Raw genomic sequence first — 22,894 nt, 5'->3', positions numbered from 1 at the left:
CCCTGCAGCAGATGAACGGAAGACATCGGTGCCACTCCAGGGCCGATTCAGGGGACCAGGATGACCTTGCCGGTGGTGCGGCGCTGCTCCAGGTCGGTGTGGGCTGCGGCGGCGTCGGCGAGATCGTAGCGGGCGCCGATCCGGACCTTGAGGCTGCCGTCCGCCACTGCGGCGAAGAGTTCGTCGGAGCGCCAGCGGCGTTCCCGCGCGTCGCGGAGGAAGTGCGTGATGGTCGGCCGGGTCAGGTAGAGCGAGCCGCCGGCGTTGAGCCGCTGCGGGTCGAACGGCGGCACCGGACCGGACGCGGCGCCGAAGAGCACAAGGGTGCCGCGGATCCGGAGCGCCGCCAGGGAATCGTCGAAGGTGTCTTTTCCGACGCCGTCGTACACCACGTGCGCGCCGGCGCCGTCCGTCAGCTCGCGCACCTTTGCGGCGAAGCCGTCATAGCGCAGCACGTGGTCCGCGCCGGCGCCGCGGGCCAGCGCCTCCTTCTCATCGGTGGAGACGGTGGTGATGACGTTCGCGCCCTTGGCCTTGAGCAACTGGATCAGCAGCAGGCCGACGCCGCCGGCGCCGGCGTGCAGCAGCACGGTCTGGCCCTCTTCCACCTTGAAGGAGGAGTTGATCAGGTAGTGCGCGGTGATGCCCTGCAGGGGGAGGGCAGCGGCGGTGTAGTCGTCGACGCCGCGGGGCACCGGCAGCGCCTTGTCCGCGTCCACGAGGGCGTACCCGGCGTAGCAGTTGACACCCTCGGCGGTCGCGACCCGGTCGCCGGCGGAGAAGTTGCTCACGCCGTCGCCCAGCTCCTCCACGGTCCCGGAGGCCTCGGAGCCCGGAGTGAAGGGGTACTGCACTTTGTAGACGCCGCTGCGCTTGTAGGTGTCGATGAAGTTCACGCCCGCGGCGGCGACCTTGATCAGCAGCTGGCCGGGCCCCGGAACCGGCCGGTCGACTTCTGCCAGCTCGAGGACCTCCGGTCCGCCGGCCTGCCGGGCGAGGATTGCGTGCGTCATGTGTCTCCTTCTGAAGTGTCAGGGCCTTTTGAAGCGCCAGCGCTCCGGGCGAGGAAGCTTCCTCGGCGCGGATCCTGAGACCATCCTAGGGACACCGGCGCGCCGGGCGCAGTATGCCCGGCGTGCCGCTAGTAACGGCGGGTAACGGTGGCCATTGGGCACTCGAAGTGGCGGCCCGCGGCGAGGCCGACGTCGTTGAGGTAGCGCACGATGATGCCGTAGGACTGCAGCAGGGTGGTTTCGGTGTACGGGACCTGGTGCTTGGCGCAGAACTCGCGGACGATCACGGCGGCCTTGTCCAGCTGGGGGCGTGCCATGTCCGGGAAGAGGTGGTGCTCGGCCTGGCGGTTGAGGCCGCCGAGCAGGATGTCCATGAAGCGGCCGCCGGAAATGTTCCGGGACGTGAGGACCTGGCGGCTGAAGAAGTCCACCCGGCTGTCAGCCGCAAGCACGGGCATGCCCTTGTGGTTCGGTGCGAAGGAGGCGCCCATGTAGAAGCCGAAGACGGCGAGCTGCACGCCGATAAACGCCAGTGCCATGCCCCAGGGCAGGAACGCGAAGGCGAGCACGGGCAGCAGGCTCAGCCGGGCCGCGAGGATGGGGATCTCCACCCAGCGGTGCGTGACCTTGGCGCGGCGGACGATGAACCTGACCGAATCGATCTGCAGGCCCAGGCCCACGAGGAACAGCAGCGGGAAGAAGAACCAGCCCTGCTTGCGGGTCAGGAAGGAGAACCGTCCCTGCCGGGTCGCCGCGGCTTCGGGGAAGAAGGCGATCGCGCCGGTGGCGATGTCCGGATCCTTGGAAATCACGTTCGGGTGGTTGTGGTGCGCGCCGTGCTTCTGCTCCCACCAGGAGTAGCTGATGCCGGCCACCGACGTGGCCAGCAGCCGTGCGGCCCAGTCGTTGGCGCGGCGGGAGGCGAAGATCTGGCGGTGCCCGGCCTCGTGGGCCAGGAAGCTCAACTGGGTGCAGAGGATACCCAGGGCTGCCGCGATGAGGAGCTGGAACCAGCTGTCCCCGATCAGCGCGAAGCCGAACCAGGTGGCGGCCATCAGCAGGGCCAGGATGGAAAACACCGTCACGTAGAACCCGGTGCGGCGTTCCAGCAGGCCTTCGGCCTTGACGCGCTTCAGCAGTTCCGAATAGCTCAGGACGACGGCGTTGGGCTGCCGGACCCGCGGCTGCGGGTGCGCCGGGGAGTCGGCGGAAAGTGTGGTGGAGGGGGTCATGAAACGCATGCCTCGTAACTGTTACGGGCAACGCTGCAGCCGACATTTGCGGCCGCACGGTCTGGATCACCCTCTACCCAGCATACGCTGACGGTTTCGTCCGCGTCCGGACACGGACTTGGACATGGCCGCGCGCATGCATAAATATCGGGCTCTATGCATAGTCTTGCTGTACACTCGGTGCTATGACTATTTCTGTTGCCGTCTCCGGCGCAAGCGGCTACGCCGGCGGCGAGGTATTGAGGCTCCTGGCCGGTCATCCCGACGTCACCATCGGGGCCATTACCGCGCACAGCAACGCCGGTTCCAGACTAGGGGAATTGCAGCCGCATCTCCATGGCCTGGCGGACCGCATCCTCGAAGACACCACCGTGGAAAACCTGGCCGGACATGACGTCGTGTTCCTTGCCCTCCCGCACGGGGCGTCCGCCGAGATCGCGGCGCAACTGCCCGCCGGCACGGTCGTGATCGACGCCGGCGCGGACCACCGGCTGGAGGATCCGGCGGCGTGGGAGAAGTTCTACGGATCGCCGCACGCCGGCACCTGGCCCTACGGGCTGCCCGAGCTGCCGGGCCAGCGCGAGGCACTGCGCGGCGCCACCCGAATCGCCGTGCCCGGCTGCTACCCGACGTCGGCCCTGCTGGCCCTCACCCCGGGCTTCAGTAGCCACCTGCTACAGGCCGACGACGTCGTGATCGTTTCCGCTTCCGGTACGTCCGGGGCCGGCAAGGCCGCGAAGGTGAACCTGATCGGCGCCGAGGTGATGGGTTCGATGAGTCCCTACGGCGTCGGCGGCGGGCACCGGCACACCCCGGAGATCGAGCAGGGGCTGTCCAAGGCGCTGAACGCGCCGGTGACGGTGTCCTTTACCCCCACGCTGGCCCCGATGAGCCGCGGCATCCTCACCACGGCCACCGCGAAAGTCCGGCCGGGCGTGACTGCTGAGGAACTGCGCCGCGCCTGGGCCGAGGCGTACGACGAGGAGCCGTTCGTGCACCTGCTGCCGGAAGGCCAGTGGCCCTCCACCAAGTCCGTGCAGGGCTCCAACCACGCCGTGATGCAGCTGGCCCTCGACGGACACACCGGCCGCGTGATCGTCACCTGCGCCATCGACAACCTCACCAAGGGGACCGCCGGCGGCGCCGTGCAGTCCATGAACATTGCCCTCGGCCTGGCGGAAACCGCCGGCCTCGACCTCCAGGGAGTCGCACCGTGAGCATCACCGCCCCCAAGGGATTCCGCGCTGCCGGGGTCAAGGCCGGCCTCAAGGCCTCCGGAAACCCGGACCTGGCCCTCGTGGTCAACGACGGCCCCAACAAAGCCGCCGCCGCCGTCTTCACCTCGAACCGGGTGGCCGCCGCGCCCGTGCACTGGTCCCGCGAAGTCATCAAGGACGGCCGGGTGGACGCCGTGATCCTCAACTCCGGCGGCGCCAACGCCTGCACCGGCCCGCAAGGCTTCCAGAACACCCACACCACCGCCGAAAAGACCGCCGAGGCACTCGGGGCCTCAGCGACGGACATCTTCGTCTGTTCCACCGGCCTGATCGGCGAACAGCTTCCGATGGACAAGCTCGTCCCCGCGATCGGCGTCGCAGCCGCGGAATTGAACGCCGACGGCGGCCCGGCAGCGGCTGCCGCAATCATGACCACCGACTCGGTGTCCAAGCAGGCGGTCTTCACCGGCGCCGACGCCGAGGGCCGGGAATTCACCATCGGCGGCATGGCCAAGGGAGCCGGCATGCTTGCCCCGGGCCTGGCCACGATGCTCGTGGTCCTCACCACGGACGCGGAGGTCCAGCCCGAACTGCTCGACGTCGTGCTCCGCGACGCCACCCGCGTCACCTTCGACCGGGCCGATTCGGACGGCTGCATGTCCACCAATGACACCGTGGTGCTGCTCGCCTCCGGCGCCACGGGCGCCGTGCCCTCCGCCGTCGACTTCGGCAAGGGGCTCACCCAGGTGTGCGCGGAACTGGCCCGCAAACTGATCGGCGACGCCGAGGGTGCCAGCCACGACATCGCCATCCGTACCTTCAACGCCGCGAGCGAGAAGGACGCCGAAGTGGTCAGCCGGGCCGTGGCCCGCTCCAACCTCTTCAAGACGGCGATCTTCGGCAAGGACCCGAACTGGGGCCGCGTGCTGTCCGCCGTGGGCACCACGGACGCGGCCTTCGAACCGGACCAGCTGAATGTCTCGATGAACGGTGTGCAGATCTGCCGCAACGGCAGCATCGGCGAGGACCGCGGCCTGGTGGACCTGGAGCCGCGCGAAGTCCTGGTCGAGATCGACCTGCAGGCTGGCGCCGCCGAGGCCACGATCTGGACCAACGACCTGACGCACGAGTACGTCCACGAAAACAGCGCCTACTCCAGCTAAGGGAATGACGAACGACATGAGCACCCAGACCCGCGAGACCACTTCCATGGCCGACGCGCAGGGCAAGGCCGGCACCCTGATCGAGGCGCTGCCCTGGATCCAGCGCTTCGCCGGAACCACCATGGTGATCAAGTACGGCGGCAACGCCATGGTCAACGACGAACTCCGCCGCGCCTTCGCCGAGGACGTCGTCTTCCTGCACCACGTCGGCATCCACCCCGTCGTGGTGCACGGCGGCGGCCCGCAGATCAACGCCATGCTCAGCCGGCTCGGCATCGAATCCGAGTTCAAGGGCGGCCTGCGCGTCACCACCCCCGAGGCCATGGACGTGGTCCGGATGGTCCTTACCGGCCAGGTGGGCCGCGAGCTCGTGGGCCTAATCAACTCGCACGGGCCCTACGCCGTCGGGATGTCCGGCGAAGACGGCGGACTGCTGCGCGCCGTCCGCACCGGCACCGTGGTGGACGGCGAAGAGGTGGACCTGGGCCTCGTCGGCGAAGTCGTCGGGGTGAACCCGGAAGGCATCCTGGACATCGTGGCGGCCGGCCGGATCCCGGTGATCTCGACCGTCGCGCCGGAGATCTCCCCGGACGGGTCCACCACCGGGCAGGTACTCAACGTCAACGCGGACACGGCTGCGGCGGCGGTCGCGTCGGCCCTGGGTGCCTCCAAGCTGGTCATCCTGACCGATGTCGAGGGCCTCTACGCCAACTGGCCGGACAGGTCATCGCTCATCTCGTCGCTGACGGCGTCGGAGCTGCGCGAGATGCTCCCGCGTCTTGAATCCGGCATGATCCCGAAGATGGCGGCCTGCCTGAAAGCGATTGACGACGGCGTCGAGCGCGCGCACATCGTGGACGGCCGGCTGCCGCACTCGATGCTGCTGGAAACCTTCACGACCGCCGGCATCGGCACCCAGGTCGTCCCGGACGAGGAAGTGAACGCATGAACGAAACTGTAGGCGCGAGCCCGACCGGCGATGGGGCCCCCGCCCGCTTCGCGGTGCCCGACCACACCCGGGCCCCCATCGCCGGCCGGGCTCCGACAGCTTCCGTTATGACTGGCGAAAGTAGCGGCGCGCAGTGGCTGTCCCGCTACTCGTCCTCGCTGCTTGGCGTCTTCGGCACCCCGCAGCGCGTACTGGTCCGCGGCGCCGGCTGCCTCGTCTGGGACGCGGACGGCAAGGAATACCTGGACCTGCTTGGCGGCATCGCGGTCAACGCGCTGGGCCACGCCCACCCCTTCGTCACCTCGGTGATCTCCAGCCAGTTGGCCGCCCTGGGCCACGTCTCCAATTTCTTCACCAGCCCCACCCAGATTGCCTTGGCGGAGAAGCTGCTGGAAATTTCCAAGGCACCGGCCGGGTCCAAGGTGTTCTTCGCCAATTCCGGCACCGAGGCCGTCGAAGCGGCGTTCAAGCTGGCCAGGCGCAATGCTGGCGTCAGCCAGACAGACACGGACGCGCAGCCGCGGACCAAGATCATCGCCCTCGAAGGCGCCTTCCACGGCCGCACCATGGGCGCCCTGGCCCTCACCTCGAAGGAAGCCTACCGGGCGCCGTTCGCGCCGCTGCCCGGCGGCGTCGTCCACGTCCCCTTCGGTGACATCGACGCCCTCCGCGCCGAGATCGACGACTCCACCGCCGCGGTCTTCCTCGAACCCATCCAGGGCGAGGCGGGCGTCCGCCCGCTGCCCGCCGGCTACCTCCGGGCCGCCCGCGAAGCCACCAGCGGCGCCGGCGCCCTGCTGATCCTGGACGAGGTCCAGACCGGCATCGGCCGCACCGGCAAGTGGCTGGCCAGCGAAGACGCCGGAATCGTTCCCGACGCCGTGACCCTCGCCAAGGGCCTGGGCGGCGGGTTCCCGATCGGCGCCCTGCTCACCTTCGGCCCCGAGGTGTCCGCACTGCTGTCCGCCGGCCAGCACGGGACGACATTTGGCGGCAACCCGGTCGCCACCGCGGCCGCCCTGGCCACCCTGCACGTGCTGGAGAACCAGCAGGTGCTCGCCCACGTCCGGGAGGTGGGGGAGCACCTGCGCACCGGGCTCGCCGGAATCGCCGGCGTCACCGAAGTCCGCGGCGAAGGCCTGCTGATCGGCTTCGACCTCGACGCCGACGTCGCCCCCGCCGTCGTCACCGCCGGACTCGACGCCGGATTCATCGTCAACAGCCCCGGCCCGCACACCATCCGGCTCGCGCCGCCGCTGATCCTCACCGAGGCCCAGGCCGACCGCTTCCTCGCCGCCCTGCCGGCCCTCCTCCAGACCGCAAAGGACGCCCAGTGACCGCCTCCATGACCGCATCCGTGCCGACCCGCCACTTCCTCAAGGACACGGACCTCACCCCGGCCGAGCAGGCCGAGGTCCTGGACCTCGCCCTCCGGATGAAGGCGGCCCCGTACAGTGTCCAGCCCTTCGCCGCGGAAGGCAGCGGCCGCAAGACCGTGGCCGTGATCTTCGACAAGACCTCCACCCGGACCCGTGTCTCCTTCGCCACCGGCATCGCGGACATGGGCGGCAACGCCCTCATCATCAACCCGGGCGAAGCCCAGATCGGCCACAAGGAGTCGGTTGAGGACACCGCCAGGGTCCTCGAACGCATGGTTTCCACCGTCGTGTGGCGGACCGGGGCGCACGCCGGCCTCGTCGCGATGGCCGAACACTCGCGCGTCCCGGTGATCAACGCCCTGTGCGACGACTACCACCCCTGCCAGCTCCTGGCCGACCTGCTGACCGTCAAGGAGCACAAGGGCACGCTGGCCGGCCTCACCATGAGCTACCTCGGCGACTCGGCCAACAACATGGCCAACTCCTACCTGCTGGCCGGCGTCACCGCTGGCATGCACGTGCGCATCTCCGGCCCGGAGGGCTACCTGCCCGCAGCGGAGATCGTCGCCGCCGCGGAGGAGCGCGCCGCGGAGACCGGCGGCTCGGTGCTGGTCACCGTGGACGCCGCCGAGGCGCTCCGCGGAGCCGACGTCGTCGCCACCGACACCTGGGTGTCGATGGGCCAGGAGGACGAGAAGGAGGCCCGGCTGCAGCTGTTCCGCGACTACTCCGTGGACGAGGACGCGATGACGCTTGCCGCGCCGGACGCCGTCGTGCTGCACTGCCTCCCGGCCTACCGCGGCTACGAAATCTCCGCCGGCGTGATCGACGGCCCGCAGTCCGTGGTCTGGGATGAGGCCGAGAACCGGTTGCACGCGCAGAAAGCCCTGATGGCCTGGCTCATGCACCGCTCCGGCCTGGCAGTTGTTGACGGGCTCGCGCCGGTTGACGGGCTGGGCTGATGTCCGTCCAGCCCGCCGCCCAGGGAGCCAGCCCGGCCACCAAGACGGCCCGGCAGGCGCGGATCACCGCCATCCTGACCGGCGAATCCGTCCGCTCGCAGGCCGAGCTGGCGGCCCTGCTCGCGGACGACGGCGTCCAGGTCACCCAGGCCACGCTGTCCCGCGACCTCGTGGAGCTCGGCGCCGTCCGGGTCCGCGGCAAGGAAGGCGTGCTCGTGTACGCCGTGCCGGGGGAGGGCGGGGAACGCGCGGCCAAAAGCGGCGTGACGCAGGAGATCCTCGACGCCCGGCTGGCGCGGCTCTGCGGGGAACTGCTCGTCACGGCCGAGGCCTCCGCGAACCTTGTGGTGCTTCGCACCCCGCCGGGCGCCGCGAACTTCCTGGCCCTCGCGATCGACCACTCGGTGATGCCCTCGATCCTCGGCACCATCGCCGGGGACGACACCGTGCTGCTGGTCACCCGCGACCCGGCCGGCGGCGCCGCGGTCGCCGCCCGTTTCCTGTCACTGGCCGAAGAGGCCGGCCAATGACCCCCACCCGTGAACTTTCACCAGAGACCCCAAGAACCCAACAACTAAGGAGCATTTGAAGTGACTGAGCGTATTGTGCTGGCCTACTCCGGTGGCCTGGATACTTCCGTAGCCATCGGCTGGATCGGAGAAGCGACCGGCGCCGAGGTCATTGCCGTGGCGGTCGACGTCGGACAGGGCGGCGAGTCGCTGGAGACCATCCGCCAGCGTGCCCTCGGCTGCGGCGCCGTCGAAGCCTACGTGGCCGACGCGTCCGACGAGTTCGCGAACGAGTACTGCATGCCCACCCTGAAGGCGAACGCCCTCTACCAGGGCCACTACCCGCTGGTCTCCGCAATCTCCCGCCCGGTGATCGTCAAGCACCTGGTCAAGGCCGCCCGCGAATTCGGCGCCACCACTGTGGCCCACGGCTGCACCGGCAAGGGCAACGACCAGGTTCGTTTCGAGGTCGGCATCCAGACCCTCGGCCCGGACCTGAAGTGCATCGCCCCGGTCCGCGACCTCGCCCTGACCCGCGACAAGGCCATCGCCTTCGCCGAGGAGAAGGGACTGCCGATCGAGACCACCAAGAAGAACCCGTACTCGATCGACCAGAACGTCTGGGGCCGCGCCGTCGAGACCGGCTACCTTGAGGACATCTGGAACGCCCCCACCAAGGACATCTACGACTACACCGCCACCCCGGAGTTCCCGCCGGCCCCGGATGAAGTCACCATCTCCTTCGAAGCCGGCGTGCCGGTCGCAATCGACGGCGTCAAGGTCACCCCGCTGCAGGCCATCAAGGAACTGAACCGTCGCGCCGGCGCCCAGGGCGTCGGCCGGATCGACGTCGTCGAGGACCGCCTGGTCGGCATCAAGTCCCGCGAAATCTACGAGGCCCCCGGCGCGATGGCGCTGATCACCGCGCACAAGCACCTCGAGGACATCACGATCGAACGCGAGCAGGCCCGCTTCAAGGCCACGGTCGGCCAGCGCTGGTCCGAGCTGGTCTACGACGGCCAGTGGTTCTCCCCGCTCAAGCGCTCCTTGGACGCCTTCATCGAAGACACCCAGCGCTACGTCTCCGGCGACATCCGCATGGTGCTGCACGGCGGCCAGGCGATCGTCAACGGACGCCGCTCCGAGACCTCGCTCTACGACTTCGACCTCGCCACCTACGACACCGGCGACACCTTCGACCAGTCGATGGCCCGCGGCTTCATCGAGCTGTGGGGCATGTCCGCCAAGGTTGCCTCCGGCCGCGACATCCGCGTCGCAGGAAAGTAGCCCCTGTGGCTGAGTCGGAATCCACCAAGTCCGAGGCTACGAACACGGGTGCGTTGTGGGGCGGCCGGTTCGCCGGCGGCCCCGCCGACGCCCTCGCGGCGTTGAGCAAGTCCACACACTTTGACTGGCGGCTGGCCCGCTACGACATTGCCGGGTCGCAGGCGCACGCCCGCGTGCTGCACAAGGCCGGGCTGCTGGACGACGCCGAGCTTGAAGGCATGCTGGACGCCCTGGGCCGGCTGGATGCGGACGTCGCCTCCGGCGCCTACACCCCGGCCGAGTCCGACGAGGATGTGCACGGTTCGCTGGAACGCGGCCTGATCGAGCGTGCCGGCAGCCAGCTGGGCGGCAAGCTCCGCGCCGGCCGGTCCCGCAACGATCAGGTGGCCACGCTGGGCCGGATGTTCCTGCGCGACCACGCCCGGATCATCGCCCGCGGCGTCCTCGCCACCATCGACGCGCTGATCGGCCAGGCCAAGGAACACCGCGGGGTGGCCATGCCCGGCCGCACCCACCTCCAGCACGCCCAGCCGGTCCTGCTCAGCCACCACCTGTTGGCCCACGCCTGGGCGCTGCTGCGCGATGTGCAGCGGCTGGCCGACTGGGACAAGCGCGCTGGGGTCTCGCCCTACGGCTCCGGCGCCCTCGCCGGTTCCTCGCTGGGCCTGGACCCGGAGGCCGTCGCGGCGGACCTTGGCTTCAACTCGGCCACGCACAACTCGATCGACGGCACCGCCTCCCGCGACGTCTTTGCCGAGTTCGCGTGGGTGTCGGCGATGATCGGCGTGGACCTGTCCCGGGTCTCGGAGGAAGTGATCCTGTGGGCCACCAAGGAGTTCTCCTTCGTGACCCTGCACGACTCCTACTCCACCGGCTCCTCGATCATGCCGCAGAAGAAGAACCCTGACGTGGCCGAACTGGCCCGCGGCAAGGCCGGCCGGCTGATCGGCGACCTGACCGGGCTGCTCGCCACGCTCAAGGGCCTGCCGCTCGCGTACAACCGCGACCTGCAGGAGGACAAGGAACCGGTCTTCGACGCCGCCGACACCCTGGAGCTGCTGCTCCCGGCCGTGTCCGGCATGATCGCGACCCTGAAGTTCAACACCGAACGGATGGAAGCGCTGGCACCCCAAGGCTTCGCACTGGCCACGGACATTGCCGAATGGCTGGTCCGGCAGGGAGTTCCGTTCCGCGAGGCGCACGAGCTCTCCGGCGCCGCCGTGAAGCAGGCCGAAAGCCGCGACGTGGAACTCTGGGACCTGACGGACGAGGAATACGCCGCCATCTCGGAGCATTTGACCCCGGAGGTCCGCACGGTGCTGTCAACCGAGGGCTCGCTCAACAGCCGCAACTCGCAGGGCGGCACCGCGCCGGCCGCCGTCGAACGCCAGCTGCTGGCGCTCGAGGCGGAGCTCGACGGCGTGCGCGCGTACGCGGGGTAGCACTTCGACACCCGCGAGATGGGGGCCCACACCCGCAGGGTCCCCTGACCGAGCTTGCGAGGTTAGGGGGCGGGTGGGGACACTTCGCGGCAATGTTTTTCGTAAACACTGCCGCGAAGTGTCATCTCGTGGCGCTTAAGGTGGGTGCATGAGCGAATCGTTCCGCCAGTTCCTGCGTGCCCTGCCCGACTTCCCGGACGTGCTCCCGGACTTCGACCCGGCGACGGCACCCGAGGACCCGGGGGAACTGTTCCGGCAGTGGCTCGCCGAAGCCCTGGCGGCCGGAGTTCCGCAGCCCAACGCCTGCAGCCTGGCCACCGCCGACGCACTCGGACGTCCGTCCTCGCGGATGCTGATCCTCAAGGACATCGACGACGACGGCTGGCACTTCGCGACGTCCCGCCAGTCGCGCAAGGGCCGGGAACTGGCAGAGAACCCGAGCGCTGCGCTGAACTTTTTCTGGCAGCAGCAGGGCCGCCAGGTCCGTGTGGCCGGCCAGGTTGTGGCGCTCTCCGCGGAAGCCTCCGCCGCCGACTGGCACGATCGGCCCGGCGCCGACGGCAGCGAGAACCCCAGCTGGCAGCTCTACGCGCTCCGGCCCCGCGAACTCGAATTCTGGCAGGCCCGGCATGACCGGCGGCACATCCGGCACCGCTACGGGGCGCGCTGAGACGGCTCAGCCCAGTTAATCACCGTTAATCCGGAGGCTCCGTTAGGATGGGCGCCATGACCTCAATCACCCCTGAAAACCTGCTGGAGGAACTCCGCCGCGCCGCGGACGTCGTGACCGGAATCGCCGCCAAACTCAACGACCAGGACGTCCTGGCCGCGTCCGAACTCCCTGGCTGGACCCGCGGGCACGTGCTGGCCCACCTGGCCGGAATCGCCAACGCGATGGCCCGCCAGGTTGAGTACGCCGGCCGCGGCGAAAGCATCGAACTCTACGACGGCGGCTTCGAGGGACGCACCCGCGCCATCGAACTGGCGGCCGGCCACAGCGCTGAGCAGCACCGGGCCGCGCTGGCCGCGGCCTTCGAGCGTGCCCTGGGCGCCTTCGGTTCGCTGGAGGCGGCGGGCTGGCGGGAGCCGATCAGTTACCGCGGCGGCGTTGTGTTCGACGGCGGCCTGGCGCTCTGGCGCGAACTCACCATCCACGCCACGGACCTGGGCACCGGCCGCGGCCCCGAAACGTGGAGCAAGCCGTTCTGCGAGCATCTCTTCGAGTTCCTGGCCGCCCGGGTGCCTGAGGGCGAGCGTTTTGTGCTCCAGCCGCTCGGCCTGCCCTCCGTCGCGATCGGCGCCGCCGGCGGACGCTCCACCGCGATCAACGGCATGCTCACCGACATCGCGGCGTGGCTGGCCGGCCGCACCTCCACCCTGGGGAGCCTGCGCGCCACGGCAGCGGCCGACGGCGTCGAGCTGCCCGCGCTGTTGCCGTGGCCCGCGGGCGTTCCAGTGACGAACTAGGCCCGCACGGCCAGGGCCAGCTGCCGTTCGCGGTCCAGCAGGCTCTTTTTGATGGCGAGTCCCCAGCGGAACCCGCCCAGGCTCCCGTCGGTGCGGATCACCCGGTGGCATGGCACGAACAGAGCGGCCGCGTTGAAGGCGCAGGCGCTGGCCGCCGCCCGGACGGCCTTCGCGTTGCCGGACAGTTCCGCGTACTCGGTGTACGTCACCGGATGCCCCGGCGCCACGGTCCGCAGCATGTCCCAGGCATGGCTGCGGAAGGGGCCCGATTTCTGCAGCACCGGGACTTCCATCGCGGCTCGCGGGTTGCCGGCGTAGAACTCCTCGACGGCGGCCGAGATGCCGCGCAGTTCCGACACCGGTTCGTAGCCGCCGGGCAGCAGGTCCGGGTGGATCTGGCCCGTGAGTTCGCCGGGCACCGCGGTCCAGCCCGAGGCCAGCACCGCGCCGTCCCGGGCAATGATGGTGAACGGACCGTCCGGGGTGGAGATGGTCAAAAGCTGGGCTTTCATGTCGTCACTTTCTTCGAAGCTGCTGTCTTGGGCCGGGCTGCCATGGTCCGCGCTGCGGACTGGGCCGCTGCGGCCGCACGCCAGAGGTGCATGGTGGCGTAGGAGCGCCAGGGACTGACCTCCCGAAAATCGGGAGAGAGCGAATCGGGGGCGATCGGGTCGGCGGGCAGGCCATCCGCAGCCGCGGCGGCGCCACCGGCGTTATCGTCTGACGCCTGCGCCAGCGAGCGGATACCATTGCGGACCGCGGCGTCGTTGGCCAGGAAAACGTCCGGGGCGCCGATCACGCGCATTGCGACATAGCCCACAGTCCAGGGCCCGACGCCGGCCAGCGGCAAGAGCTTGGCCTGCAGGCCGGCGAGGTCGTCGCCGTAGCCAAAATCCAGGTCACCGGCGGCCATTGCCGCGGCGGCGGCACGGACCGAGTCGATGCGGCGCTGAGGTCCGCGCAGCAACTGGAACCCGGTGTCCGCGATGTCCGCCGCCGTCGGGAAGAGCCGGTGCAGGCCGTCCGCCGGAACCAGGCTCTCGCTGCCGCACGCGGAAAGCTGGACCAGGGCCGTCCTCGCAGCCGCCACGGTGATCTGTTGGCCGATCATGGCGCGAATCAGCAGCTCCTGCGGATCCACGGCCCCGGGCATCCGCATGCCGGGGGCGGCGGCAACGCTGGCCGCCAGCCGCGGATCGGCGGCGAGGGAGGTATCGATCGCGACCGGGTCGGCGTCGAGATCCAGCAGGCGCCGCACCCGGCTGAGCAGCGAGGCCAGGTCCCGCAGGTCCACGGCCCCAATCGTCAGCCTCAGGGGCCGGCCCGGGGAGCCGGCGTCGTAGTCCACCCGGAAGCGGGCATCCCCGTGCGCCAACCGCAGGGTGCGGGCGTAGGAGGTGGAGCTTCCTTCCTCGATGCCCGGAATGGCTCGGACGGCCAGGAATGCGAACACCCCAGGATCGAACGGCTCCCGGTACGGCAGGTTCAACGTAAGCGCCGTGGAGGCCACCGCCGTCCGGGCCGTCGCCTGCTGGTGCCGCGCCGTGGCCCGCAGCGCCGAGGGGGTCATGGCAAAGACCTCGGTGATGGTCTCGTTGAACTGCCGGACGCTGCTGAAGCCCGAGGCGAATGCGATGTCGGCGGCCTTCATTGAGGTGGAGACCAGCAGGGTCCGGGCGGTCTGCGCACGGCTGGCCCTCGCCAGCGAGAGCGGGCCGGCACCGAGTTCGTGGCTGAGGATGCGGTTGAGCTGGCGCGAGGAGTAGCCGAGCCGCGAGGCGAGCCCTTCCACGCCGTCGCGGTTGATCACGCCGTCGTTGATCAGGCGCATGGCCCGGCCGGCGATGTCCGAGCGGACATTCCACGCCGGGGTGCCCGGCACGGCTTCGGGGAGGCAGCGTTTGCATGCCCGGTAGCCTGCGTCATGCGCGGCGGCGGACGTCTCGTAAAAGGTGACATTGCCGGCCTTCGGGGTCCGCGCCGGGCAGGAGGGCCGGCAGTAGATGCCGGTGGTGCGGACAGCGGTATAGAACTGCCCGTCGAAACGGGGGTCCCGGGCATCGATTGCCCGGTAGCGCTGCCAAAAGTCCATGGCTCCATCCTGCCAGCTTCCGGCGGACCTCTGCTAGCGGAAATCGGACACGGCCGTGAGGGGCCGCTATGCCGCGATTCAGGGGTTTGTTAAAGTCGGAGGATGGATTCCAGCCTGACGCCAGACGCCCTGCGCGGGCTGCTGTCCGCCGACGCCCGAACCGTGGCCCCGCTGCTGCTCGGCGCAGTGCTGACGCACAGCAGCCATGGTGGGCCGGTAGCGGTGCGGATCACCGAGGTCGAGGCCTATCTGGGGCCGGAGGACTCGCTGCACCCTGATCCCGGCTCGCACACTTTCCGCGGCCAGACCCGGCGGAACGCCCCGATGTTCGGCCCGGCGGGGCACCTCTACGTCTACTTCACCTACGGGATGCACCATTGCGCCAACATCGTCTGCGGCCCCGAGGGAGTGGCCTCCGCCCTGCTCCTGCGCGCCGGTGAAGTCGTGGTCGGGGAGGAACTGGCCCAGGCGCGGCGGCCGACGTCGAAAGCCCCGAAGGACCTCGCCAGCGGTCCGGCCCGCTTCGCCACCGCCCTGGGACTGACGACGGCGGACAGCGGCCGCGACGCGCTCAGTGCACCGTTCCGGCTCGAGCTCCCGGCCGTGCCGGCGGCCGCGATCAGTTCCGGGCCGCGGGTGGGCGTCTCCGGCGCCGGCGGCACCGACGACTACCCGTGGCGCTTCTGGCTCAGCGGCGACCCGACTGTATCCCGTTACAAGGCCGCGAAGGTCCGAACGGCTTAGCCGGCAATCATGGGCGAAGGCAAGCGCGGGAAGCCAGGCAGCGAGCTCGAACGGCTGGTGATCTTCGAGCAGCTCGCCGCCGAGTACTTCCGGATGGTGGCGCTGTTCCAAGCCGACGCGGAGCCGCCGGCGGTGCCCTCCAGCGCGGGTGGGACAGAGGGGGAGCGCCGGCATTGGATCGAGCTTTTTCGGGCCGCACTGCTGCGCAAATTCATCGTGCGCGATGAACACGTTTCACTCAAGCTGGTGGTGAGGGCACTCCGCCTCTGCAACTACTCGGCGGACCGACACCTGACGGAAGGCACGGAACACGTGGTTGAGCTGTTCACCGCGGAGATGGTCCAGGGACGTCAACGTGTGCTGCCAGGGCCCGGCCATGACGAAGTGCCGGCCCCGGATGAAGGGCCGGACCGCTTCGAAGACGTTCTCTATGGACGGCTTTTGCACGGCGACGCCGACCGCTTCCGCCGGTCCGGTTGGGCAAACGACTACGCCCGCCTCAGCGCCGCAGCGGACAGCCGGTTCGACGCGGAGCACGCGCTCGCCAAGGCGCTGGAACTCGTCAGGTACGGATTTGCCCATGACCTCTTGCGGTCCCCGGAAGCAGCGGGTGACGCGGCCGGGCCCCCGACGGCCGGAGGGTAGGCCGGTAGCCCGCGGCCGGAACGGCCGTTTGCTACCAGCCAGTAAGATTGATGGGTGAAACAAAGCGAGCAGGCCCAGCCCCAGACCAGCAACGCAATCCCGGTGGACGAGCTGATCGCCAGCCTGTGCGCCACCGTCCCTGACTACCCCAAGCCGGGAATCATCTTCAGGGATCTGACCCCGGTCTTCGCCGACGGGGCCGCCCTCAAAGCTGTGGTCGATGCGCTGGTGGCGCCCTTCCACGGCCAGTTCGACGCCGTCGCCGGGGTGGAAGCCCGGGGCTTCCTGTTGGCTGCGGCCGCCGCCTACGCCACGGACACCGGCGTCGTCACCGTCCGCAAGGCCGGCAAGCTGCCGCGCGAAGTGGTCTCCGAGGACTACTCGCTGGAATACGGCACCGCCACCCTGGAACTGCACAGCTCGGACCTGGCGCCGGGTACCCGGGTGCTCATCCTCGATGACGTCCTCGCCACCGGCGGCACTTTGGGCGCAGCCTCCCGGCTGTTCGAACGCTGCGGCGTCGAGGTGGCTGGCGTCGGCGTCGTGATGGAGCTCGGCGACTTGAACGGCCGCGCGGCCCTGGCCGGCCACCGCATCCACTCCCTGCTGAACCTCTAGCGGCCAGCAAACGCCTCGGTAGAATGCCTGCAAAAAGTCCAGTCTGATGAAAACTGACATATTTCGGGAGCGAACACCGAAATGGTTGTAGAATGGTTGGTCTGTCTTTTTCGATAGGGGAACGTTCGATGCACGACGCTGATTTGGCCCATGAACGCGACTATGTAGCCGGACTGTATGCCCGGCTGGATGAGCTGCGGGCGGAGAAGCGCGCCCAGCTCGCCCAGGTTCGCCGCGCCGGTGCCGTGGGCACCATGCAGAACGTCTCCGAGCGGGACGCGTTCGCCGCACTCTACGAGGACCGCCTCGCACAGCTCGACGCCGTCGACGACCGCCTCGTGTTCGGCCGCCTCGACCTCGACTCCGGGGAAGCCCAGTACATCGGCCGCATCGGCCTGACCACCGAGGACCTGCAGCGGCTGATGGTGGACTGGCGGGCGCCCGAAGCCGGCCACTTCTACCAGGCCACCGCCTTCGACCGTCAAGGTGTACGCCGACGCCGGCACCTGATCCTGCAGGGCCGCGAAGTCAAGGCCATCGAGGATGACGTGCTCGACGCCGACATGCTGGCCGACAACGCCTCCCTGCAGGGCGAAGGCGCGCTGCTCGCGGCCCTGAACTCCAAGCGCACGGGCCGGATGTCGGACATCGTGGGCACCATCCAGTCCGAGCAGGACCGGATCATCCGTTCGTCCATCTCCGGTGCCCTCGTGGTCCAGGGCGGACCGGGTACCGGCAAGACCGCCGTCGCCCTGCACCGCGCCGCCTACCTGCTCTACACCCACCGGGACCGGCTCAAGACCGCCGGCGTGCTGCTGGTGGGCCCGTCGTCGTCGTTCATGAACTACATCGAACGGGTGCTGCCGTCCCTGGGCGAGACCGGCGTCGTGATGGCCAGCCTGGGCCGGCTGATGCCCGGCATCCACGCCGTTGCCGAAGACGATTCAGACGTCGCGGCGATCAAGGGCCGGCTCGACATGGCCGAGGTCGTCGCCAACGCGGTCGCCAACCGGCAGCGGATCCCGGCCGAAAACCGTGTCCTCGAAGTGGACGGCCGCAAGCTGGTGCTGACGCCGAGGCAGGTCCGCCGTGCCCGCGAAAAGGCGCGCGCCACCGGGAAGCCGCACAATGAGGCCAGGGTCTCCTTCGTCAAGATCCTGCTGCGCGAACTGACCGAGCAGATGACCGAACTGGTCGAGGCCAGCAGCATCGGCAACAACGCCGACCGTTCCTACCTCGCGGAGGACGTCCGTTCGGCGCGTGACGTGCGTGTGGCCCTGAACCTGTGCTGGATGCCGATGACCCCGGAGAAGCTGGTGGGCGAGTTGCTGAGCAAGCCCGCCATCCTCGAGGCCTGCACCCCGAACCTCAGCGCGGCCGAACGCGCCCGACTGCTCCGGCCGGCCGGTTCGCCGTGGACCGAGGCCGACGTGCCGCTGCTGGACGAGGCCGCCGAACTGCTCGGCGAACTGGATCCGGCTGCTGGCCGTGGCCTGGCCCAGCAGGAGCACGACCGGGCCCGCGATCTCGCCAACGCCAAGCAGACCCTGGTCAACATGGAAACGGCCGGGGTGGATGTCCTCATCTCAGCCGAAGAACTTGTGGACCAGAACCAGGAACGCGAGGCGCGGCTGACCGCGGCGGAGCGGGCCACGAGCGACCGCAGCTGGGCGTTCGGGCACATTGTGGTGGACGAGGCGCAGGAGCTCTCGCCCATGCAGTGGCGGCTGCTGGTCCGCCGCTGCCCGCTGAAGTCCTTCACGATTGTCGGCGACATCGCCCAGACGAGTTCGGTGGCCGGGGCGAAGTCCTGGCAGAGCGCGCTGGCCCCGATGTTCGGGGACCGCTGGCAGCTTGAGGAACTCACCGTCAACTACCGCACCCCGTCGCAGATTGCCGAGGCGGCGGCCCGGATGGCCAATGCCGCCGGACTCGTCGTCTCCGCGCCAAAGGCAGTCCGCGAGGGACGCTGGTCGCCGGTGATTGATCGCGTCGAGCCCGGGGCGATCGTGGACCGGCTCCTTGAGGTGCTCCCCGAGGAACTGGATGCGCTCGACGGCGGCCTGCTGGCCGTGATCGCCGACGGCGGGCTCTTGCCGGAGGCCACCGCCGCGTTGCGCGCAGCGTACGGCCGCCGCGTCGGCACGGGCGCCGGCAGCTACGAGCAGGACATCGTGGTGATCAGCCCCCGCGAGGCCAAGGGCCTGGAGTTCGACGGCGTCGTGGTGCTGGAACCGTCTGCCATGCTCAACCACGAGCACGGCCGGGTAGGCGATCTGTACGTCGCGATGACCCGCCCCACCCAGCGCTTACGGCTCATCGCGGCTGCTCCCGTACCGGCAGGCATCGAAGACTGAGGCTCCCCTCCCCGGTGGCGGCGGCCTGGGTTGCCGCCCCGGACGCTGCGGCTGTGCCGGGCCCGTCACGACGGCGCCGTCGCGCCCGGCGCCGTCACGAGCTGGAGCGGGGCCGTCCGGCCCTGTCGATCCTGCTAACTTAGATTCCGTGTCCCAGCTAAATGATCTTCAGTCCCAGCAGAACGACCCCGGCTTCGCCAACATCTGGCAGGAGCTGAAATGGCGCGGCCTTGTGCACGTTTCGACGGACGAGGCGGAGCTGGAGAAACTGCTCGCCGGCGCCCCCGCAACGTACTACTGCGGCTTCGACCCCACCGCGCCAAGCCTGCACCTGGGCAACCTCGTGCAACTGCTGCTGATGCGCCGGCTCCAGCTGGCCGGGCACAAGCCCCTCGGGTTGGTGGGAGGTTCCACCGGACTGATCGGTGACCCCCGGCAGACCGCCGAGCGGGTGCTCAACACTCCGGAGACCGTGGCGGAATGGGTCGGCCGGCTGCAGGGCCAGGTCCAGCGCTTCCTCAGCTTCGAGGGCGATAACGCGGCCCGGATGGTCAACAATCTCGACTGGACCGCCCCGCTGAGTGCCATTGATTTCCTGCGCGGCATCGGGAAGCACTTCCGCGTCGGCACGATGATCAAGAAGGACATCGTTGCCACCCGCCTGAACTCGGATGAGGGGATCAGCTACACCGAGTTCAGCTACCAGATCCTGCAGGGCATGGACTACCTGCAGCTGTTCCGCGACTACGGTTGCGTGCTGCAGACCGGCGGCTCGGACCAGTGGGGCAACCTCACCAGCGGCACGGACCTGATCCGCAAGGTGGAGGGCAAGCACGTCCACGCGCTGGGCACGCCGCTGATCACCAACTCGGACGGCACCAAGTTCGGCAAGAGCGAGGGCAACGCGATCTGGCTGGACGCGGAGATGTGCAGCCCGTACGCCTTCTACCAGTTCTGGCTCAACACCGCCGACGCCGACGTCGCGGCCCGCCTCAAGGTCTTCACCTTCCTCAGCCGCGCCGAAATCGAAGCCCTCGAAACCTCGGTTGCCGAGCGCCCGTTCGCACGTGTTGGCCAGCGGAAGCTTGCCTACGAGGTGACCTCGCTGGTGCACGGCGTCGAGGCCACCGAAAAGGTCATTGCCGCCTCGGCAGCCGTGTTCGGCGGCGGGGACCTGACCGCACTGGACGCAGAGAGCCTCAAGGCCGCGACGGCGGAACTGCCCTCCGCCACCGTGGACGGCTCCGGGCTCGGCATCATTGACCTGCTGGTGGCTACCGGGCTCTCCGAAAGCAAGTCCGCGGCCCGGCGTACCGTGGGGGAGGGCGGGGCTTACGTGAATAACACCAAGATCTCCGACCCCGACGCCGTCATCACGGCCGACGAACTGCTGCACGGGCGCTACCTGTTGCTGCGCCGCGGCAAGAAGAACCTGGCAACCGTGGAGGTTTCGGGAGCCTAGCCGGCACTGCACGGCTAAGCAGCGGTTCAGCCTCATGCACGCTCCCCTCCGGCCGATTTGCACGGCCGCAGGGGAGCGTGTATTGTTTTCTGAGTCGCCGCCGTTGAGCGGTGACCAACCCCCAACAAAAAAGAAGCAATTCTTCCTGCGCAAGATGTGGGAAAGCGAAATTGCTTCGCATTTTGCTGGGCGGATTCGCTTCTTCGGAGTGAATTTCGGAAGAACTTCCGGGTTTGCAAAGTGGAAATGAATGAAATAAGCTAAATACATCGCAGCGAAGAAATGCGGAACAAAAAGAAATTCACTGAGTGAATTGTTTCGAGAAGTATTCGAATGTGTCTGTTGTTTGAGAACTGTGTCTGTTTTACTTCAACGGAGAGTTTGATCCTGGCTCAGGATGAACGCTGGCGGCGTGCTTAACACATGCAAGTCGAACGATGATCCGGTGCTTGCACCGGGGATTAGTGGCGAACGGGTGAGTAACACGTGAGTAACCTGCCCTTAACTCTGGGATAAGCCTGGGAAACTGGGTCTAATACCGGATATGACTCCTCATCGCATGGTGGGGGGTGGAAAGCTTTATTGTGGTTTTGGATGGACTCGCGGCCTATCAGCTTGTTGGTGAGGTAATGGCTCACCAAGGCGACGACGGGTAGCCGGCCTGAGAGGGTGACCGGCCACACTGGGACTGAGACACGGCCCAGACTCCTACGGGAGGCAGCAGTGGGGAATATTGCACAATGGGCGCAAGCCTGATGCAGCGACGCCGCGTGAGGGATGACGGCCTTCGGGTTGTAAACCTCTTTCAGTAGGGAAGAAGCGAAAGTGACGGTACCTGCAGAAGAAGCGCCGGCTAACTACGTGCCAGCAGCCGCGGTAATACGTAGGGCGCAAGCGTTATCCGGAATTATTGGGCGTAAAGAGCTCGTAGGCGGTTTGTCGCGTCTGCCGTGAAAGTCCGGGGCTCAACTCCGGATCTGCGGTGGGTACGGGCAGACTAGAGTGATGTAGGGGAGACTGGAATTCCTGGTGTAGCGGTGAAATGCGCAGATATCAGGAGGAACACCGATGGCGAAGGCAGGTCTCTGGGCATTAACTGACGCTGAGGAGCGAAAGCATGGGGAGCGAACAGGATTAGATACCCTGGTAGTCCATGCCGTAAACGTTGGGCACTAGGTGTGGGGGACATTCCACGTTTTCCGCGCCGTAGCTAACGCATTAAGTGCCCCGCCTGGGGAGTACGGCCGCAAGGCTAAAACTCAAAGGAATTGACGGGGGCCCGCACAAGCGGCGGAGCATGCGGATTAATTCGATGCAACGCGAAGAACCTTACCAAGGCTTGACATGGACCGGACCGGGCTGGAAACAGTCCTTCCCCTTTGGGGCCGGTTCACAGGTGGTGCATGGTTGTCGTCAGCTCGTGTCGTGAGATGTTGGGTTAAGTCCCGCAACGAGCGCAACCCTCGTTCCATGTTGCCAGCGCGTAATGGCGGGGACTCATGGGAGACTGCCGGGGTCAACTCGGAGGAAGGTGGGGACGACGTCAAATCATCATGCCCCTTATGTCTTGGGCTTCACGCATGCTACAATGGCCGGTACAAAGGGTTGCGATACTGTGAGGTGGAGCTAATCCCAAAAAGCCGGTCTCAGTTCGGATTGGGGTCTGCAACTCGACCCCATGAAGTCGGAGTCGCTAGTAATCGCAGATCAGCAACGCTGCGGTGAATACGTTCCCGGGCCTTGTACACACCGCCCGTCAAGTCACGAAAGTTGGTAACACCCGAAGCCGGTGGCCTAACCCCTTGTGGGAGGGAGCTGTCGAAGGTGGGACTGGCGATTGGGACTAAGTCGTAACAAGGTAGCCGTACCGGAAGGTGCGGCTGGATCACCTCCTTTCTAAGGAGCGCCTACAATCACCGTGCCTCATGTATGTGGGTGTGTCGGGGTTGTCAGGAGTACGCCCGTTGCGCAGACGTAAGTTCTGCGGCGGGTGCTCACGGGTGGAATATCAGCAAATAGCGGCCGCATGGTTTKGTCCTTGCCCAGTACGGATGCTTTTGAGTGTCCTGGAACGGTGGGGGCCCGGGTTGTGCGGTTTAGTGTTTGGCACACTGTTGGGTCCTGAGACAACAGGACCGGGGGGAGGGTGACTTTCTTCCGGGACTTGTGTTTCTGGTTTCCCGGCTGCAGCGTTTCATGCAYTGTGTGGGTCCTTTYGGGGGTCCGGGTGTGTGGGGTGTGTGGTACGGGGTTGTTGTTTGAGAACTACATAGTGGACGCGAGCATCTTTTATAAGAAGCAATTTCCAAGAATATGAACCTGGATCTGGTTCCATGCCTTCGGGTGTGGGGACGGT

The 22,894-nt window shown here is 67.9% G+C and carries 19 protein-coding genes and 1 rRNA gene; 16 read left to right on the top strand and 4 right to left on the bottom strand.

Annotated features, from left to right (window positions below; translation table 11 throughout):
• Window positions 1-47 precede the first annotated feature (47 nt).
• Complete coding sequence (locus tag AC1DH3_RS15925) at window positions 48-1,013, bottom strand: quinone oxidoreductase family protein (RefSeq protein ID WP_476893572.1); 966 nt, start codon at window positions 1,011-1,013, stop codon at window positions 48-50.
• A gap of 128 nt (window positions 1,014-1,141) precedes the next feature.
• Window positions 1,142-2,245, bottom strand: a complete 1,104-nt coding sequence (locus AC1DH3_RS15920; RefSeq protein ID WP_476909771.1) for a fatty acid desaturase family protein — start codon at window positions 2,243-2,245, stop codon at window positions 1,142-1,144.
• Window positions 2,246-2,430: 185 nt separating this feature from the next.
• Between AC1DH3_RS15920 and argC the strand changes: the two genes are divergently transcribed.
• The 10 genes from argC to AC1DH3_RS15870 all read left to right on the top strand — a co-directional run bounded on the left by argC (window position 2,431) and on the right by AC1DH3_RS15870 (window position 12,620).
• Entirely contained in the window at window positions 2,431-3,462 is a 1,032-nt protein-coding gene (argC, locus tag AC1DH3_RS15915; protein ID WP_476909737.1) for an N-acetyl-gamma-glutamyl-phosphate reductase, read from the top strand.
• Window positions 3,459-4,625 carry a bifunctional glutamate N-acetyltransferase/amino-acid acetyltransferase ArgJ gene (argJ, locus tag AC1DH3_RS15910; protein ID WP_441419433.1) on the top strand — a complete coding sequence of 389 codons (1,167 nt, stop codon included), beginning with the start codon at window positions 3,459-3,461 and terminating at the stop codon, window positions 4,623-4,625. The genes argC and argJ overlap by 4 nt, the downstream gene beginning before the upstream one ends.
• Window positions 4,626-4,641: 16 nt before the next feature.
• Entirely contained in the window at window positions 4,642-5,574 is a 933-nt protein-coding gene (gene argB, locus AC1DH3_RS15905; RefSeq protein ID WP_441419434.1) for an acetylglutamate kinase, read from the top strand.
• A gap of 107 nt (window positions 5,575-5,681) precedes the next feature.
• Window positions 5,682-6,911, top strand: a complete 1,230-nt coding sequence (locus AC1DH3_RS15900; protein ID WP_476909736.1) for an acetylornithine transaminase — start codon at window positions 5,682-5,684, stop codon at window positions 6,909-6,911.
• A gap of 8 nt (window positions 6,912-6,919) precedes the next feature.
• Window positions 6,920-7,915 (top strand): ornithine carbamoyltransferase, encoded by a 996-nt coding sequence (argF, locus tag AC1DH3_RS15895; RefSeq protein WP_441419456.1) that lies wholly within the window; start codon window positions 6,920-6,922, stop codon window positions 7,913-7,915.
• Window positions 7,915-8,445, top strand: coding sequence for an arginine repressor (locus AC1DH3_RS15890; protein WP_441419436.1), 531 nt, complete (start codon window positions 7,915-7,917; stop codon window positions 8,443-8,445). Before argF ends, AC1DH3_RS15890 begins: the two co-directional genes overlap by 1 nt.
• Window positions 8,446-8,505: 60 nt before the next feature.
• On the top strand, window positions 8,506-9,711 hold the full coding sequence (locus AC1DH3_RS15885) for an argininosuccinate synthase (RefSeq protein ID WP_175323273.1): 1,206 nt from the start codon (window positions 8,506-8,508) through the stop codon (window positions 9,709-9,711).
• Window positions 9,712-9,716: 5 nt separating this feature from the next.
• The gene (gene argH / locus AC1DH3_RS15880; protein ID WP_441419437.1) at window positions 9,717-11,153 is read left to right on the top strand and encodes an argininosuccinate lyase; all 1,437 of its coding nucleotides are present in this window, start codon (window positions 9,717-9,719) and stop codon (window positions 11,151-11,153) included.
• 148 nt (window positions 11,154-11,301) lie between these two features.
• Window positions 11,302-11,823 (top strand): pyridoxine/pyridoxamine 5'-phosphate oxidase, encoded by a 522-nt coding sequence (locus AC1DH3_RS15875; RefSeq protein WP_441419438.1) that lies wholly within the window; start codon window positions 11,302-11,304, stop codon window positions 11,821-11,823.
• A 56-nt stretch (window positions 11,824-11,879) separates the two neighbouring features.
• Window positions 11,880-12,620: a maleylpyruvate isomerase family mycothiol-dependent enzyme gene (locus AC1DH3_RS15870; protein WP_476909735.1), complete on the top strand. Its 741-nt coding sequence runs from the start codon at window positions 11,880-11,882 to the stop codon at window positions 12,618-12,620.
• Here AC1DH3_RS15870 and AC1DH3_RS15865 read toward each other — a convergent pair.
• Window positions 12,617-13,132, bottom strand: a complete 516-nt coding sequence (locus AC1DH3_RS15865; protein WP_441419440.1) for a methylated-DNA--[protein]-cysteine S-methyltransferase — start codon at window positions 13,130-13,132, stop codon at window positions 12,617-12,619. The two genes, AC1DH3_RS15870 and AC1DH3_RS15865, sit on opposite strands and share 4 nt — an antisense overlap.
• Complete coding sequence (locus AC1DH3_RS15860; protein WP_441419441.1) at window positions 13,129-14,712, bottom strand: DNA-3-methyladenine glycosylase 2 family protein; 1,584 nt, start codon at window positions 14,710-14,712, stop codon at window positions 13,129-13,131. The genes AC1DH3_RS15865 and AC1DH3_RS15860 overlap by 4 nt, the downstream gene beginning before the upstream one ends.
• A 102-nt stretch (window positions 14,713-14,814) precedes the next feature.
• Here AC1DH3_RS15860 and AC1DH3_RS15855 point away from each other — a divergent pair, with 102 nt between their 5' ends.
• The 6 genes from AC1DH3_RS15855 (at window position 14,815) to AC1DH3_RS15830 (ending at window position 22,434) form a co-directional block, all read left to right on the top strand.
• Complete coding sequence (locus tag AC1DH3_RS15855; protein WP_441419442.1) at window positions 14,815-15,456, top strand: DNA-3-methyladenine glycosylase; 642 nt, start codon at window positions 14,815-14,817, stop codon at window positions 15,454-15,456.
• 9 nt (window positions 15,457-15,465) lie between these two features.
• On the top strand, window positions 15,466-16,101 hold the full coding sequence (locus tag AC1DH3_RS15850) for a hypothetical protein (protein WP_441419443.1): 636 nt from the start codon (window positions 15,466-15,468) through the stop codon (window positions 16,099-16,101).
• A gap of 54 nt (window positions 16,102-16,155) precedes the next feature.
• Window positions 16,156-16,719: an adenine phosphoribosyltransferase gene (locus AC1DH3_RS15845; protein WP_441419444.1), complete on the top strand. Its 564-nt coding sequence runs from the start codon at window positions 16,156-16,158 to the stop codon at window positions 16,717-16,719.
• A 128-nt stretch (window positions 16,720-16,847) separates the two neighbouring features.
• The gene (locus tag AC1DH3_RS15840; RefSeq protein ID WP_441419445.1) at window positions 16,848-19,076 is read left to right on the top strand and encodes a HelD family protein; all 2,229 of its coding nucleotides are present in this window, start codon (window positions 16,848-16,850) and stop codon (window positions 19,074-19,076) included.
• 148 nt (window positions 19,077-19,224) lie between these two features.
• Window positions 19,225-20,538, top strand: a complete 1,314-nt coding sequence (tyrS, locus tag AC1DH3_RS15835) for a tyrosine--tRNA ligase (RefSeq protein WP_441419446.1) — start codon at window positions 19,225-19,227, stop codon at window positions 20,536-20,538.
• A 369-nt stretch (window positions 20,539-20,907) separates the two neighbouring features.
• Window positions 20,908-22,434: ribosomal RNA gene (locus AC1DH3_RS15830) — 16S ribosomal RNA — on the top strand.
• Window positions 22,435-22,894: the final 460 nt, after the last annotated feature.

This window comes from Arthrobacter sp. 05L428, assembly GCF_056397665.1.
This window is presented reverse-complemented; position numbering and strand designations above follow the sequence as displayed.

Excerpts from the sequence above, each read along its gene's own strand:
- AC1DH3_RS15925 (WP_476893572.1), bottom strand. The coding sequence starts at position 1,013 with ATGACGCACGCAATCCTCGCCCGGCAGGCCGGCGGACCGGAGGTCCTC.
- AC1DH3_RS15920 (WP_476909771.1), bottom strand. The coding sequence starts at position 2,245 with ATGACCCCCTCCACCACACTTTCCGCCGACTCCCCGGCGCACCCGCAG.
- argC (WP_476909737.1), top strand. The coding sequence starts at position 2,431 with ATGACTATTTCTGTTGCCGTCTCCGGCGCAAGCGGCTACGCCGGCGGC.
- argB (WP_441419434.1), top strand. The coding sequence starts at position 4,642 with ATGAGCACCCAGACCCGCGAGACCACTTCCATGGCCGACGCGCAGGGC.
- AC1DH3_RS15900 (WP_476909736.1), top strand. The coding sequence starts at position 5,682 with ATGACTGGCGAAAGTAGCGGCGCGCAGTGGCTGTCCCGCTACTCGTCC.
- argF (WP_441419456.1), top strand. The coding sequence starts at position 6,920 with ATGACCGCATCCGTGCCGACCCGCCACTTCCTCAAGGACACGGACCTC.
- AC1DH3_RS15890 (WP_441419436.1), top strand. The coding sequence starts at position 7,915 with ATGTCCGTCCAGCCCGCCGCCCAGGGAGCCAGCCCGGCCACCAAGACG.
- AC1DH3_RS15875 (WP_441419438.1), top strand. The coding sequence starts at position 11,302 with ATGAGCGAATCGTTCCGCCAGTTCCTGCGTGCCCTGCCCGACTTCCCG.
- AC1DH3_RS15870 (WP_476909735.1), top strand. The coding sequence starts at position 11,880 with ATGACCTCAATCACCCCTGAAAACCTGCTGGAGGAACTCCGCCGCGCC.
- AC1DH3_RS15865 (WP_441419440.1), bottom strand. The coding sequence starts at position 13,132 with ATGAAAGCCCAGCTTTTGACCATCTCCACCCCGGACGGTCCGTTCACC.
- AC1DH3_RS15860 (WP_441419441.1), bottom strand. The coding sequence starts at position 14,712 with ATGGACTTTTGGCAGCGCTACCGGGCAATCGATGCCCGGGACCCCCGT.
- AC1DH3_RS15855 (WP_441419442.1), top strand. The coding sequence starts at position 14,815 with ATGGATTCCAGCCTGACGCCAGACGCCCTGCGCGGGCTGCTGTCCGCC.
- AC1DH3_RS15850 (WP_441419443.1), top strand. The coding sequence starts at position 15,466 with ATGGGCGAAGGCAAGCGCGGGAAGCCAGGCAGCGAGCTCGAACGGCTG.
- AC1DH3_RS15840 (WP_441419445.1), top strand. The coding sequence starts at position 16,848 with ATGCACGACGCTGATTTGGCCCATGAACGCGACTATGTAGCCGGACTG.